This window comes from Paractinoplanes durhamensis, from assembly GCF_016862175.1.
GTDB lineage: Bacteria > Actinomycetota > Actinomycetes > Mycobacteriales > Micromonosporaceae > Actinoplanes > Actinoplanes durhamensis.
Map to the genome: position 1 here is coordinate 12,702 of NZ_BOML01000033.1, position 14,302 is coordinate 27,003.

Annotated in this window: 13 protein-coding genes; 4 read left to right on the forward strand and 9 right to left on the reverse strand. The window is 71.0% G+C overall.

Translation table 11 applies throughout. The features are described 5' to 3' along the window. Positions 1 to 35 precede the first annotated feature (35 nt). The 4 genes from Adu01nite_RS19650 to Adu01nite_RS19665 form a co-directional block, all read right to left on the reverse strand. Positions 36 to 1,268, reverse strand: a complete 1,233-nt coding sequence (locus Adu01nite_RS19650; RefSeq protein WP_203728359.1) for a type II secretion system F family protein — start codon at positions 1,266 to 1,268, stop codon at positions 36 to 38. A 4-nt stretch (positions 1,269 to 1,272) separates the two neighbouring features. After that, complete coding sequence (locus tag Adu01nite_RS19655; protein WP_203728360.1) at positions 1,273 to 2,412, reverse strand: type IV pilus twitching motility protein PilT; 1,140 nt, start codon at positions 2,410 to 2,412, stop codon at positions 1,273 to 1,275. Positions 2,413 to 2,535: 123 nt separating this feature from the next. Beyond that, positions 2,536 to 4,203 (reverse strand): GspE/PulE family protein, encoded by a 1,668-nt coding sequence (locus tag Adu01nite_RS19660; RefSeq protein WP_203728361.1) that lies wholly within the window; start codon positions 4,201 to 4,203, stop codon positions 2,536 to 2,538. 67 nt (positions 4,204 to 4,270) lie between these two features. Next, positions 4,271 to 5,239 carry a GlxA family transcriptional regulator gene (locus Adu01nite_RS19665; RefSeq protein ID WP_239132540.1) on the reverse strand — a complete coding sequence of 323 codons (969 nt, stop codon included), beginning with the start codon at positions 5,237 to 5,239 and terminating at the stop codon, positions 4,271 to 4,273. A gap of 71 nt (positions 5,240 to 5,310) precedes the next feature. Between Adu01nite_RS19665 and Adu01nite_RS19670 the strand changes: the two genes are divergently transcribed. Then, positions 5,311 to 6,603 (forward strand): MFS transporter, encoded by a 1,293-nt coding sequence (locus Adu01nite_RS19670; protein WP_203728363.1) that lies wholly within the window; start codon positions 5,311 to 5,313, stop codon positions 6,601 to 6,603. Here Adu01nite_RS19670 and Adu01nite_RS19675 read toward each other — a convergent pair. Further along, positions 6,593 to 6,910, reverse strand: coding sequence for an STAS domain-containing protein (locus Adu01nite_RS19675; RefSeq protein WP_203728364.1), 318 nt, complete (start codon positions 6,908 to 6,910; stop codon positions 6,593 to 6,595). The genes Adu01nite_RS19670 and Adu01nite_RS19675 overlap by 11 nt on opposite strands. A 73-nt stretch (positions 6,911 to 6,983) precedes the next feature. On the opposite strand from Adu01nite_RS19675, the gene fxsT reads away from it, so the two are divergent. After that, the gene (gene fxsT / locus Adu01nite_RS19680) at positions 6,984 to 9,404 is read left to right on the forward strand and encodes an FxSxx-COOH system tetratricopeptide repeat protein (protein ID WP_203728365.1); all 2,421 of its coding nucleotides are present in this window, start codon (positions 6,984 to 6,986) and stop codon (positions 9,402 to 9,404) included. On the opposite strand, the gene Adu01nite_RS19685 is transcribed toward fxsT, so the two are convergent. Genes Adu01nite_RS19685 through fxsA form a run of 3 tightly spaced genes read right to left on the reverse strand, consistent with a single transcriptional unit; the run spans position 9,399 to position 12,891 of the window. Next, a complete protein-coding gene (locus Adu01nite_RS19685) occupies positions 9,399 to 11,084 on the reverse strand; it encodes a putative bifunctional diguanylate cyclase/phosphodiesterase (protein ID WP_203728366.1) in 1,686 nt (561 codons plus the stop codon). The two genes, fxsT and Adu01nite_RS19685, sit on opposite strands and share 6 nt — an antisense overlap. Before the next feature lie 31 nt (positions 11,085 to 11,115). Further along, positions 11,116 to 12,690, reverse strand: coding sequence for an aKG-HExxH-type peptide beta-hydroxylase (locus tag Adu01nite_RS19690; RefSeq protein ID WP_203728367.1), 1,575 nt, complete (start codon positions 12,688 to 12,690; stop codon positions 11,116 to 11,118). A gap of 15 nt (positions 12,691 to 12,705) precedes the next feature. Further along, positions 12,706 to 12,891: an FxSxx-COOH cyclophane-containing RiPP peptide gene (fxsA, locus tag Adu01nite_RS19695; RefSeq protein ID WP_239132541.1), complete on the reverse strand. Its 186-nt coding sequence runs from the start codon at positions 12,889 to 12,891 to the stop codon at positions 12,706 to 12,708. Between the two features lie 173 nt (positions 12,892 to 13,064). Between fxsA and Adu01nite_RS19700 the strand changes: the two genes are divergently transcribed. Further along, the gene (locus Adu01nite_RS19700) at positions 13,065 to 13,469 is read left to right on the forward strand and encodes a YbaB/EbfC family nucleoid-associated protein (protein ID WP_203728368.1); all 405 of its coding nucleotides are present in this window, start codon (positions 13,065 to 13,067) and stop codon (positions 13,467 to 13,469) included. Positions 13,470 to 13,515: 46 nt separating this feature from the next. Next, the gene (locus Adu01nite_RS19705; protein ID WP_203728369.1) at positions 13,516 to 13,848 is read left to right on the forward strand and encodes a hypothetical protein; all 333 of its coding nucleotides are present in this window, start codon (positions 13,516 to 13,518) and stop codon (positions 13,846 to 13,848) included. Positions 13,849 to 13,864: 16 nt separating this feature from the next. On the opposite strand, the gene Adu01nite_RS19710 is transcribed toward Adu01nite_RS19705, so the two are convergent. Then, a complete protein-coding gene (locus Adu01nite_RS19710; RefSeq protein ID WP_203728370.1) occupies positions 13,865 to 14,152 on the reverse strand; it encodes a DUF427 domain-containing protein in 288 nt (95 codons plus the stop codon). Between the last annotated feature and the right edge of the window lie 150 nt (positions 14,153 to 14,302).

Sequence of the window (14,302 nt, forward strand, 5' to 3'; positions counted from 1 at the left end):
CGGAAGATTCGGTCATTCGCGGCGCGACTTGAGGCTCAGTTGGTCTGGATGTTCTGGTAAATCGTGAACATCGGGAGGTACAGACAGACCACCATGCCGCCCACCACGGCACCCATGACGAGCACCATGATCGGTTCGATCGAAGCGGTCAGGGACTCGGCGGCGCTGTCGACTTCCCTGTCGTAGAAATCGGCAACTTTGTCGAGCATCTGACTGATCTGACCGCTTTCTTCCCCCACTTCGACCATCTGCGTGACCATCTCGGGGAAGATCTTGTGATGTCGCATGGCGGACGACATGGGCTGGCCGTCCCGCACGGCGCCCTGCACGTCCTTCATCGCGATATTGATGACCTCGTTGCCGGTCGTCTCGCCGACCACGGCCAGCGCCTGCATGACCGGCACGCCGACGTTGAGCAACAGGCCGAGGTTGCGGGAGAAGCGGCTCATCGCCAGCTTCTGGAACAGCGAGCCGAAGACCGGCGCCCGCACCTTGGCCTTGTCCACGAACAGCCGGAACTCGGCACTCGTACGCTGCTGATGCTTGTAGGCGATCGAGCCGCCGACCATGGTGCCCACGATGATCGGCCCGATCCACCACATGTTGTGGCTGGTGTCGACCAGGAACTGGGTGATCGCCGGCAGTTGGCCGCCGAGGCTCTTGAACATCGCCTCGAAGATCGGGACGATGAAGATCAACACGGCCGCGATCAGGACGAACGTGAAGGACAGCACGATCGCCGGATAGGTCAGCGCACCCTTGATCTTGCCGCGCAGGGCGGTGTCCTTCTCCAGGCTGTCCGCGATCTGTTCCAGCGCGCGGTCGATCATGCCGCCGGTCTCGCCGGCCCGGACCATCGCGATCATCAGGCGCGGGAAGACCTTGTCGTGCTTGGCCATCGACGCCGAGAGCGAGACACCGCCGGACACGTCCGCGCGGACCTCGCCGAGCGCCTTCTTCAGCGACAGTGCCGAGGTCTGGTCCTCGAGGATCGCCAGCGACCGCAGCAGCGACATGCCGGACGCGGTCATCGTGGCGAACTGCCGCGCGAAGATGGCCAGGTCCTTGAGCTTGGTCTTGCCGCCCAGCCCGGGGATCTTCAGATCCCGGTTCAGGCCCTGGCCGGCCTCGGCGACCTCCAGCGGCACCTCGCCGCGTTGCCGCAGCATCTGGGTCGCGGCGGCCTCGTTCGGCGCCTCTACCGTGCCCTTGGTCTTGCGGCCGGTCGCGTCGATGCTGTTGTAGTGGAAAGTCCTGGTCGCGGGCATGACATCACATCCGGCCGATGAGTCGCTTGAGTTCCTCCTGGGAGTGGCACAGCTCGAGGGCCACCTGCAGCGTCACCTGGCCCTCACGGACCTTCTCGGCCAGGTTCTGGTCGAAGGCGAGCATGCCCTCACTGCCGCCGGCCTGCATGAACGAGGGGATCTGGTGCGACTTCCCCTCGCGGATCAGGCTGCGGATGGCCGGGGTCGCGGTGAGGATCTCGGCGATCACCACGCGGCCCTTGCCGTCCGCCTTCGGTGCCAGGGCCTGGGTGACCACGCCCTGCAGGGACGCGGCCAGCTGAGCCCGGATCTGGAGCTGCTGGTGCGGGGGGAAGATGTCGATGACCCGGTCGATGGTCTGGGTGGCGCTCTGCGTGTGCAGGGTGGCCAGCACCAGGTGGCCGGTCTCGGCCGCGGTCAGCGCGGTCGACGTGGTCTCCAGGTCGCGGAGCTCGCCGACCAGGATGATGTCCGGGTCCTGCCGGAGCGCGTGCTTGAGCGCGCTGGCGAAGTCCTCGGTGTCCGAGCCCACCTCGCGCTGGTTCACCACGCTGCGCTTGTGCGGGTGGAGAAACTCGATCGGGTCCTCGATGGTGATGATGTGCGCGGCGCGGCTGCGGTTGGCGAGGTCGAGGATCGAGGCGAGCGTGGTGGTCTTGCCGGAGCCGGTCGGGCCGGTGACCAGCACCAGGCCGCGGGGCAGGTGGGCGAAGCGGGACACGGTGTCCGGCATGCCGAGCTCGTCGAGCGGCTTGATCTCGTGCGGGATGGCCCGGAAGACCGCGCCGCACGAGTTGCGCTGCACGTAGAGGTTGCCGCGGAAGCGGGAGACGCCGACGATGCTGTGCGCGAAGTCCAGCTCCTGCTTGTCCTGGAAGGTCTGCCACTGCTCGGCGGTGATCGCCGCGCGGGCCAGCAGCGCGGTGTCCGCCGAGTTGAGGTTGCCGTAGCCGGGCAGCGGGCGCAGCGAGCCGTGCACCCGGATCATCGGCGGGGTGCCGACGGTCAGGTGCAGGTCGGAGCCGCGCATCTCGCACAGGGTGACCAGCATCTGATTGAGCACGGCCAGATCGCCCGTCGCGGTGGCGGGCGGTGCCATCGGCGCCACCTGCTGCTGTGGCACCGGCTGGTCGGTCGTATACATCGCACCCGGCAATCTGTCGGCGATCGTGATGCCACCTAAATTCGGCACCGTGGCGGCCCGGTTTAGTGGGTTTTTGCCGAGAATCGGGCGAAGCTGCCCTCGGCTGAGTAGGCTGCCGTGCCGTCAGATGGCGACGCGGGAGATCTCGCGGACCGAGGTGAGGCCGCCGGCCGCCTTGGCCAGGCCGTCCGCGCGCAGTTCGTACATGCCCTGGTCGAGGGCCACGTCGCGGATCTCGTTGGAGGAGGCGCGGCGGATGGTCAGCGACTCGATCTCCGGCGAGATCGGCATCACCTCGTGGATCGCGAGCCGGCCCCGGTAGCCGGTGTTGGCGCAGTTGCGGCAGCCCACCGGCCGGTAGAGCGCCTCCGGGACGGCCAGGTCGTCGAACGGCCAGCGGGCGCCGACCAGCTCCTCCTCGGACGGCACGTACGCCTCCTTGCACCAGTCGCAGAGCCGCCGGGAGAGCCGCTGGGCGAGCACGCAGTCCAGCGACGAACCGACCAGGAACGGCTCGATGCCCATCTCGGTGAGCCGGGTGACCGCGCCGGGCGCGTCGTTGGTGTGCAGGGTGGAGAGCACGAGGTGGCCGGTGAGCGACGCCTCGACCGCGATCTGGGCGGTGTGGCTGTCCCGGATCTCACCGATCAGCACCACGTCCGGGTCGGACCGCAGGATGGCCGGCAGCACGGCCGCGAAGGTCAGGCCGGCCTTGGCGTTCACCTGGACCTGGTTGACCCCGCGCAGGCGGTATTCGACCGGGTCCTCGACGGTGATCACGTTGATCTCCGGCTTGCTGATCCGACCCAGCGTCGCGTAGAGCGTCGTCGACTTGCCGGACCCGGTCGGGCCGGTGACCAGCACCATCCCGTGCGGCTTGGTGAACGATCCGGCGAACCGGTCCAGGTTGTGCTGGGTGAAGCCCAGCTTGTTCATGTCCAGGTCGATGCCGCCGGTGTCCAGCACCCGGAGCACGATCTTCTCGCCCCACACCGTGGGCAGGGTGGCGGTCCGCAGGTCGACCGGCCGCTCCCGGATGAGCGCGGTGATCCGGCCGTTCTGCGGAATCCGCTTCTCGGTGATGTCGACGCCCGACATGATCTTGATGCGCGAGATCAGCGCGGCCATCACGCCGCGCGGCACGATGTCCACCTCGTGCAGCACGCCGTCGATCCGGTAGCGGACCCGCATCTCGTCCTCGGTCGGCTCGAGGTGCAGGTCGGAGGCCCGGTTCATGACGGCCTGCTCGATCAGGTTGTTCACGTAGCGCACGATCGGCGCGTCGTCCACGCCGGCCGACTGGGCGGCCATCGCGGCCTGCTCGTCGGCGTCCTCCTCGGCCATCTCGGCCAGGTCGCTGGACTCGCGCTGGAGCTTCTCGATGATCCGGCGGACCTCGGAGCGGGCCACCACCGCCGGGCGCACGATCATGCCGGTGGCCGCCCGCACGTCGTCGAGCGCCACCACGTCGCCCGGGTCGGTGACGCCGACCACCAGCTCGCCGCCGGAGATCGACAGGCCGAGGACCCGGTGCCGCAGCACCACCGAGAGCGGGATGCGCTTGAGCGCCACCGGGTCGGGGGTGAAGCTGACCAGGTCGACCGTGTTGATCCCGAACGCGGCGGCGGCGGCCGAGGTGAGCTGCTCCTCGGTGACGACCTGGTCGTTGATCAGGACGGCCCGGACCGAGCGCCCGCTGCGTTGTGCCTCCTCCGCGGCGGCGTCGACCGCGCGCGCATCGACACCGATCTGCTTGAGCGCGTCGAGCAGCGGGCGGAAGGTCTGATCCATTACATCCTCAGCGGAGACAATTCGGTCTTGCCCCCACAATCGGACATCGGCGGTGCGATCTGAGCCGCTATGACACAGGACGCACCGGCCGGAAGGTCTTCCGGTATGCGCTCGGTGCCACCCCGATCGTCGCCTGGAGGTGCTGCCGGAGCGCGGTGGCGCTGCCGAGGCCGGACCGGCGGGCCACCGTCTCGATTCCCAGATCGGTCGACTCCAGCAGGAGCTGAGCGTGGGTCACCCGCTGGCGCAGCAGCCACTGCCGCGGGCTCATCCCGGTCTCGTCCCGGAAGCGCCGGGTGAACGTGCGCACGCTCATCCGGGCGTGCGCCGCCATCTCCTCGAGGCTGACCGGCTCGGCCAGCCGGTCGAGCGCCCAGTTGCGGGTCGGCTCGGTGCCGATGCCCGCGCTCGGCGGCACCGGCCGCTCGATGTACTGCGCCTGGCCGCCCTCCCGGAACGGCGGCACCACGCAGCGGCGGGCGGCCCGGTTGGCCGCCTCCTGGCCGTGGTCGCTGCGGACGATGTGCAGGCAGAGGTCGACCCCGGCGCCGACCCCGGCCGAGGTGAGGATGTCGCCGTCGTCGACGAACAGGACGTCGAAGTTCCAGTCGACCTGCGGGTAGAGCGGCGGGATGATGTCGCTCCAGGCCCAGTGGGTGGCGGCCGGGCGGCCGTCGAGCAGGCCGGCCGCGGCCAGCACCGAGGCGCCGGTGCAGATCGAGACGATCCGGGCGCCGCGCTCGTGGGCGGCCCGGAGCGCGTCCCGGACCGCCGGGTCGAGGGTGCCGTCGCGGACCGGGCCGCCGCGCCCGATGCCCGGGACGACCACCGTGTCGGCCACCGCGAGCTCCTCGAGGCCGTAGTCGGGGACCACGGTGAAGCCCCCGGTGCTGCGGGCCGGCCCCGGTCCGCACACGTGCACGGAGTAAAACCGGTCGTGGTCCGAGCGCCGGGCGGCGTTGAATACCTGCGGGGGGACGCCGAGGTCGAAGCCGACCACGCCGTCCAGGATCAGTACTGCGACAACGTGCGCCATGGCCCAATTCTTGCGCATGATGGCCTTCCGGCCACTCGCCCGAGCGGCCGGAAGAAACGAGGATCGGTACCGTGCAGAAGACGTACCGCATTCACCCGGCCTGGTTCGTCGCCGGCGTGGCCTTCATCGCCCTGGTCGGCGCGGCGGGTTTCCGCGCGACCCCGTCCGTCATGATCCGCCCGCTGCACGACGAGTTCGGCTGGTCGCTCGGCACGATCTCGGCCGCCGTCTCGGTAAACCTGCTGCTCTACGGCCTGACCGCGCCGTTCGCGGCGGCCCTGATGGAGAAGTTCGGCATCCGCCGGGTGATCATGGCGGCGCTCGTGCTGGTGAGCGCCGGTTCCGGCCTGACGATCTTCATGCACCAGAGCTGGCAGCTCATCCTCTGCTGGGGCGTGCTGGTCGGGCTCGGCACCGGCTCGATGGCGCTCGGCTTCGTCGCGGTGATCACCAACCGCTGGTTCGTCAAGCACCGCGGCCTGGTCACCGGCGTGCTCACGGCCGGCGGCGCGGCCGGCAACCTGGTCTTCCTGCCGGTTCTGGCCCGGCTCACCGAGAGCCAGGGCTGGCGGGCCGCGGCCCTGACCGTGGCCGGCGTCGCGCTCCTGGTCGTGCCGCTGGTCTGGTGGCGCCTGCGGGACCACCCGGCGCAGATCGGTCTCGGCGCGCTCGGCGGCGAATACGAGGAGCCCAAGCCGATCGCACCCGCCGGTGCCGCCCGGACCGCCCTGCGCGCGCTCGGCCAGGCCGCCCGCACCCGGCCGTTCTGGCTGCTGGCCGGCGGCTTCGCGATCTGCGGTGCCACCACCAACGGGCTGGTCGGCACGCACTTCATCCCGGCCGCGCACGACCACGGCATGACCGAGACCACGGCGGCGAGCCTGCTCGCCCTGGTCGGCTTCTTCGACATCGCCGGCACCATCGTCTCCGGCTGGCTCACCGACCGGGTCGACAGCCGGATCCTGCTCGGCGTCTACTACTTCGGCCGGGGGCTGTCGCTGCTGGTGCTGCCGTCGCTGTTCGCGGCGACCGCGCACCCGAGCATGGTGGTGTTCATCCTCTTCTACGGCCTCGACTGGGTGGCCACCGTGCCGCCGACGGTCACCCTGTGCCGGGAGTACTTCGGCGCGTCCGGGCCGGTCGTCTTCGGCTGGGTCTTCGCGTCGCACCAGTTCGGCGCGGCCGCCGCGGCCACCACCGCGGGCCTGCTCCGCGACCAGCTCGGCACCTACAACGCGGCCTGGTACGGCGCGGGGGCGCTGGCGATCCTGGCCAGCCTGCTGAGCCTGATGCTCTTCGCGGGCAAGCGGCTCAAGCCGATCGCGCCGGGCATCGGACTGGTCCAGAGCGCCGTCAAGGCGTGACCTCGACGACCTCCAGCAGGCCGCTCAGCATCAGGATCTGGTGCACGGTGCGGGTCGGGTGGGCCAGCCGGAACCGGATGCCCGCGTCCCGGGCGCGCTGAAAACCGAAAATGATCGCGCCGAGACCGGTCGAATCGATGAAGGAAAGTTCGCTGAGATCGACCACGATCTCGCGCGGGCGATCGGCCAGCGCCTCCTCCAGAGCGACCCGGACCTGGTCGACCGTGAGCACGTCGACCTCGCCGGCGAGGGACAGGGTGGTGGTGTCGGCGTCCCGGTCGAGATTCGTCACGATCTCGTCAGACAACGGGTCCTTCTTCCACAGTCGTCATGGTTCCACGTACGGTAATCGGCATCACCAAACACGTGAGGAGCGTGGTGTGCCGATCCTGGGCGGTCTGCCGCCGCGTAATCCCCGTTTCGTGGGTCGCGAGGATCTGCTGACCCATTTGCGGGGCCGGTTGGCGACCGGACCGGTTGTCCTGCTGCCCGGGGCCGAGCATCCGTTGGGCGGCACTGGACGTACCCAATTGGCGGTGGAATATGTCTACCGCTACGCCGAGACGTACGACCTGGTGTGGTGGATCCCCGCCGAGCAGTCCGCGGGCACCCGGGCCGCGCTGATCGGCCTGGCCCAGCGCCTGGGCCTGGCCGAGACCGGCGACATGAACCGCACGCTGGCCGCGGTCCGCGACGCGTTGAGCCGCGGCGAGCCGTTCCGCAACTGGCTGGTCGTCTTCGACGACGCCAACCGGCCGGAGGAGATCAAGTCCTATCTGCCGAGCGGCGCCGGGCACGTGCTGATCACCAGCCGCAATCCACGGTGGCCGGCCGAGGTGGCTCAGGCGATGCCGGTCGGCGTCTTCGATCGCCTGGACAGCGTCGACCTGCTCCGGCGGCGTACCCCCGAACTCGCCGTCGCCGACGCCGAGCGGCTGGCCGACCGCCTCGCCGATGTCCCGATGGCCCTCGATCTTTCCGCCGCGGTCCGCGCGGCGACCGGCTGGCCGGTCGCCGACTACCTGGAGCGCTACGAGACGCTCGCCGAGGAGTTGGCGTTCCCCACCCCGATCCGGGTGGCCTGGGGGCTGGCCGCCGACGCGTTGCGCGCCCACGCGCCCGCCGCCTACCAACTGCTCGAGCTGTGCGCCTTCCTGGGCAACGCGCCGGTCTCCTGGCGGCTGCTGTGGGGTGCGCGGATGCTGCCGCTGCCGGCCGAGCTGGCCCGCACGGTCGGCATCGAACGGCGGCTCAAGGCCGCGCTGCGCCTGATCGGCAAGTACGGTCTGGCCGACCTCGACCCGCCCGGCGAGCATCTCATCGTGCACCCGCTGGTGCGCGGCATGCTCGGCCAGGGGCTTTCCTCCGAGCGGCACGGCACGCTGCTCGGCACCGTCCGCGGCATGCTGGCCGCGGCCGACCCGGGCGACCCCGACGACCCGGCCGGGCACCCGCGCTACGCCGAGCTGACCCCGCACCTGATCCACTCCGATGTGCTCGGCGCGGGCACCGAGGAGATCCGCCAGCTGGTGATCAACGCGGTGCGCTACCACTACGCGGGCGGCGACTACGACTCCAGCCGGGCGCTGGCCGCGGCGGCGGTGGCCCGCTGGCGCGACACCCTCGGCGAGCACGACGAGCAGACCCTGCTCGCGTCGTTCCACCTGGCCAACGCGCTGCGGGCGGTGGGCCGCACGGCCGAGGCCCGGCTGCTCAACGAGCAGACCCTGCGCGCCCAGCGGGAGGTGCTCGACGGCGACGACGAGACCACCCTGGCCACCGCCAACAGCGTCGGCGCCGACCTGCGCATCCGCGGCCACTTCGGGCAGGCCCGCCAGCTCGACGGCGACAACCTGGTGCGTTACCGGCGGCTGTTCGGCGAGAGCTTCCCGACCGCGCTGCGCTGCGCCAACAACCTCGCCGCCGACCTGCGGCTGCTCGGCGACTTCCGGGGTGCCCGGACGATCGACGAGCAGACTCTGCGGCAGCGGCAGGCGATCCTCGCCGACGGCCACCCGGAAATCCTGTCGTCCCGGGCCGGGCTCGCCTTCGACCTGTTCGGCCTGGGCGACTACACCGGTGCCGGCGAGGTCCTCGCCGCGGTGCGCGGCGAGATTCCCGAGGACCACCCGTTCGCGCTGTGGGCGGCCCGGGTCGCGGCGATGGCGGCCCGCCGCCGCGGGCTCCCCGAAGGGGTGAGCCTGGCCGAGACGACCGCGACGCTGACCCGCCGCCGCTTCGGCGACCTGCACGTGGAGACGCTGGCCGCGGTGGTGACGCTGGCCAACGCGGCCCGCGCGGCCGGCGACCCGGACCGGGCCCACGAGCTGCTCGAACGGGCCGTGATCCGCTACCACTCGGTGCTCGGCGACGACCATCCGTTCACCCTGGCCGCGTCGGCCGGGCTGGCCGGCGTGGTGCGGGCGAGCGGCCGGCACGGCGAGGCCCGCCGGATCGACCAGGAGGCGCTGGGCGGCCTGCGCCGCAGTGTCGGCGCCGACCACCCGTTCACGCTGGCCTGCGCCAACGGCTACGCCACCGACCTGTTCGGGCTGGGCGAGCGGCAGGAGGCCCAGCAGCTCGCCACCGACACCTGGCAGCGGTCCATGCTGGTCCGCGGCCCCGAGCACCCCGACACGCTGGCCTGCGGGTGGAACGCGGTGCTCGACGGCGGCGACGAGGAGGCCCGGCATCAGGCCACCGCGGCGCTGGCCAAGGCGTACGGCGAGGGGCACCCGTTGCTGGTCCGGGTCGCGGCCGGCGAGCGGCTCGAGACCGATCTGGACCTGCCGCCGCTATAGCCGCGCCGACTGACGTTCCAGCAGGTCGGTGAGCTCGCCGGCCGGCATCGGCCGGGCGAAGTGGTAGCCCTGCGCGTGTGCGCAGTCCAGGTTGCGCAGCCAGGCCGCCTGCTCCTCGTCCTCGACGCCCTCGGCCACCGGGGACAGCCCGAACGTGCGGGCGATCTGCAGTACCGCCTCGGCCACCGACGCGTCGTTCGCGCTCGACGGCATGGCCTGCACGAACGAGCGGTCGATCTTCACGATGTCGACCGGCAGCGTGCCCAGGTGACTCAGCGACGAGAACCCGGTGCCGAAGTCGTCGAGCGCGATCCGCACGCCCAGCGTCTTCAGCGAGGCCAGGATCCGGGCCGATTCGGCCAGGTCGGTCAGCGCCATCGTCTCGGTCAGCTCCAGCACCAGCAGGCGGGACGGCATGCCGGTGCGCTCCAGCACCGCCCGGACCTCGTCGGTCAGGTGCGGATTGGACAGCTGGGAGACGGACAGGTTGACGTTCAGCTCGAAGTCCGGGTTCTCGCGTTGCCACGCGACGGCCTGCGCGCAGGCCTGTTCGAGGATCCAGTTGCCCAGCTCGGGCAGCAGGCCGATCTCCTCGGCCAGGTCGAGGAAGGCGGCCGGCTGCAGCAGCCCGCGGGTCGGGTGCTGCCAGCGCACCAGCGCCTCGACGCCGACCGTGTGCTCGCCGGCCAGGTCGACGATCGGCTGGTAGAAGACCTCGAACTGCCGCTCGGCCAGCGCCACCCGCAGCTCGTGCTCGGCGTGCCGGCGCTGCTCGGCCTCGGCGAACCGGGCCGGGTCGAACCGCCGGGAAACCCCCTTGCCGTCGGCCTTGGCCTGATAGAGCGCCTCGTCGGCCTCGCGCAGGATGCCGTCCACGTCGAGCGAGTCGCCGCGGGCGAAAGCGATGCCGGCGCTGGCCTGGATGGTCAGCACCAGGCCGTCGATGGCCAGCGGTTGCAGCAGGTCGCGCAGGATGCGGTTGGCCACGGTGTCGGCGATCAGGTCGTCGGTGAGCCGGGGGAGCAGCACCACGAACTCGTCGCCACCGAGCCGGGAGACGGTGTCGTTGGACCGCACGTTCGCGTTCAGGCGCTGCGCGGTGACCCGCAGCAGCTCGTCGCCGGCCGCGTGCCCGTAGGTGTCGTTGACCCCCTTGAACCCGTCCAGGTCCAGCAGGATCACCGCGGTCATGGTGTCGTCGGCGTCGGCCAGCGCGTCGGTGGCGTGCTCCATGAACATGGCCCGGTTGCCGACCCCGGTCAGCGGGTCACGGAACGCCTGGCGGGCCAGGATCGCGCGTTCCCGGGTGAGGTCGCGCATCAGGCCGTCGTTGGTGTGCGTGCCGAGGAACTGCCGCACCAGGATCGTCCCGGCCACCAGGATGATCAGCCAGGTGAGCCCCTCCTCGGCCGGGGTGCCGCCGCGGTGCACGATCGCGGCCATCACGATGGCGGCCGAGACCGGCGCGTATTGGGCGAGCGGCCAGCGCTTGGCGAGCCACGCGATGGCGAAGCCGGCGAACAGCACCACCGCCACCGGCAGCAGCCAGTCGAGGGCGCGGGCCTCCTCCGCGGTCAGCCTGGCGAAGACCATCGGCCACGCCAGGACCATCAGCGACGCGAAGATCATGATGTCGTCGACACCATGCCGGAGCCGATCCAGGACCTTGCCGGGACTCATGCCTCACCTCCGGGCCTTTCATCGGTCCCGGTCAGGCGGACATGAGAGATCCACTGAGCCACGCGGCGACGGCTTCCGGTCCGACATTTCTGACTTCTCCGGCTTCCGCGGCCGCGAGCGTCACCGCCCGCACCAGCTCCGGCCGATCCCGCATGGCCGCATGCGACGAGACGACGGCAAGCCCCGACCAACGATCAAGATCAGAAGAAAATGCCAACCCTTTTGAGTACGACGTGGCAGCCGTACCCGCATCTCCGTCCAGGTAGGCGTCGTCACCGGGCCGTAGGCCGCTTCCGGCCCGGCCCCGGTGGTCACCCTCGTTCAGTAACCGGTGCACGAGCCGGAGTCGCTCGCTGCTCTCCAGCTGCCGCCCGCGATCTGCCGCCAGGCCGGCCTCCGGCACGGCCGGCGCCGCCGCCCCACGCCGCCAGGCCGCGACCAGCTCGGCCACGGCCGCCGGGTCGACCTCCAGGTTGCGTAGCCGCCAGCGGGCCCGATGCTCGGCGTTGGCCCCCGCGGCCAGCCGGGCGACCCGTGGGTCGACGGGCTCGCTCAGCCAGCCGGCGGCCTCGTCCCGCATCGCCCGCACGAACCGGGTGCCGGCCGCGGTGAGCTGCCCGCTGTCCAGCAGGGTGCCGGCGGCCTCGGCCACGGCGGCCCGCCACCGGGCGAACTCGAACTCGGCGAGGCGCCCGCGAAGGCCCGCACTTCCCGCCGCCGGCCCGCGCGGTCCCGTCTCGGTGAGTACGGGCGGCTCGGCAGCGGGAAGGTGGGCAACCGAAGTCTCGGCCGGCAGCGGGTGCGGCGTCAGGGCCACTGGACCCCTTCGCGGGGCCGGAACGCGGGTGGCGGCCTCGGTGCGCCGGAAGCGGGTCACCGACAGGTAGGCGTAGGCGCCGTGCAACAGGCCGGACAGCGGCCGAGGATCGTCCCGCCATGGTGAGCAGACGCGCGGGCCACCCGGCGTGACCAGGTCGAACAGGGAGGTGGTGGCGTTCAGCAGGCTGTGCTGGCACTCGTGCAGCAGGCCCACCGCGAACGAGTGCGGGTCGCCGGGGGTGGAGATGGCCACCGCCCCGAACGCCTCGGCCGAGGTGGCGCTCAACCCGCCCGAACCGGGATCGGCCTCCACCGGGACGATCACCCGCAGGCCCGCGGCCAGCACCTCGGCCGCCGCCCGGTGCCGGGTCGTCAGCAGCACCCACCCGGCCGACAGCAGGCGCTGCCACTCGGCCACCTCGGCCGGAAGCAGCTGTCGGGAAGGTGCCAGGCCCAGCCGGGCGCGCAGCGGGTCGGTGTCCTCGAGGCGGACCCGGAGGGTCAGGCCGTCGTGGGTGGCGGTCAGTTCGTGGGCGGCGCTGACCCGGGGTGGCGGGGGAGCGGCGCCGGCGTGCAGGGCCGCGAGTGTTGCGGAGGTGTGCAGCGCGGCCATCGGGTCGTACACATCAATCGGCTCGGGGATGGGGCCGCCCAGCTTGCGGATCGCACTCAGCAGGAGGAGATGGCGGCTGGCCTGCGCCCGGCGCAGGAGGTCGACGGTGTCGGCCGAAGGGCGACCGGCGGCAAGATCCCCGAACGCCGCGTCGGTCAGCCGGAAGGTTCGCAAGTGTTACCGCGCCGATTACAGGGCCGAGTTGAAGCCGGCGATCGGCTCGCCCGGCTCGTCCCGTTCGGCGGCGAGCCGGCGCAGGCTCCGGGTCAGCGCCGAGTCGTCCTCGCGGGCCGCCAGATCGTCGAGGGACAGGCCGGAGACATCGACCATCGGCGAGAGCCACTCCTCGGCACTGTCCTCGGCGGTCCGATCCACGACACCCACTCTCCCTGCCGGTGGCAACAATCAACGTATTGCCTTGAGGTTACGGTGGTCGCTGAGGTGGGTGGTGCCCGGGCGGACTGCGGGCGGGTGCGGATGCCTCCGTTGCGCAGCCGTGATCTCATAGGACGCCAACAGCATGAAAGTCGGCAACGGAGGACAAAACTGTGCCGGGTGGAAATCTCGCGGATCGGCTCGCGGCGCTCAGTGCGTCCGCGACCGGCGACGACGGAGTGGTCACGGTGACCGTGACCGGGTCCGGTGCCGTCACCGGGTTGCAGCTCGACGACCGCGTGCAGCGGTTGAGCGGTGCGACGCTCTCGGACGAGATCCTACGAACCATGCGCCGAGCGCAGGCGTCGCTGACCGAGCAGGTGACCACCGTCGTCGACGAGACCGTCGGCGCGGACACCGAGGCCGGTCGCGCGGTGCTCGACACGCTGACCAGGATCGAACCGGATGGGCCGGCCATGCCGGTGATGCCGTTCCCCACGTTCCAGAATGTGCCCACCCTGCCGCAGCAGTCGCCCGGCAACGGATACGAGAGCGGAAGGGACAGCCGTGCCCGGTGACGTTCCCCAGCTTCCCCGGCGCGGTCCGGCCCCCGCGGTCGACTCGATGAGCAACGCGGAGCTGGCGAGGATGGTCGAGTCCGAGCATCCGTACCGGGGGAAGGCGCTGTTCGAGCTCTCCGACCGGGTCGCGCACGACGACGACGCGGCGACCAAGGTGGCGATGCTGAGCAGGCTGACGTCGCTGCGGCGGGCGCGGCTCTTCGACCGGGTCTCGCTGGCCTGGTCGGCGATCATCGCGCTGCTGGCGGCCGAGACGGAGCACTCCCGGTCGTCGGCGTACGAGGCGTTCAGCGCGCTCGACATCGAGGAACAACGGGACATGCTCGACTACCTGGAGGTGACGGCGATCGAGGAGGCCCACCCGCGCATCGCGTGAGCGGGCCCCACGGTGGTCAGGCTTCTACGTGGACTTCCTTGCTGCGGAAGGCCACCCGGTCACGTACGGCCCTGGCGTCCGGCTTGGGCTCTGGGTAGAACCAGGCCGCGTCCGAGGCGGTGTGCCCGTTGGACGACAACGTGTAGTAGGACGCCTTGCCCTTCCAAGGGCAGACGGTGTGGGTGTCGGAGGGTTGCAACACTTCCTCGCGCAGCGACGTGCGCGGGAAGTAGTAGTTGCCCTCGACAACCACGGTGTCGTCGCTCTCCGCGATAACTTCGTCGTTCCAGATGGCCTTCGGCATAAGACCGAACGTAGCGCGCGCCGCGCCCGGCGTCCGATATGCGAACCTTAATCGCTACCGTGGGTGAAACGTGGCGATCGTCCCCACATTGCCGCCCAGGTGTAAGAAGATCTAGAGTCGATTCCGCCAGACCCCGACCCGAGAGCGGCC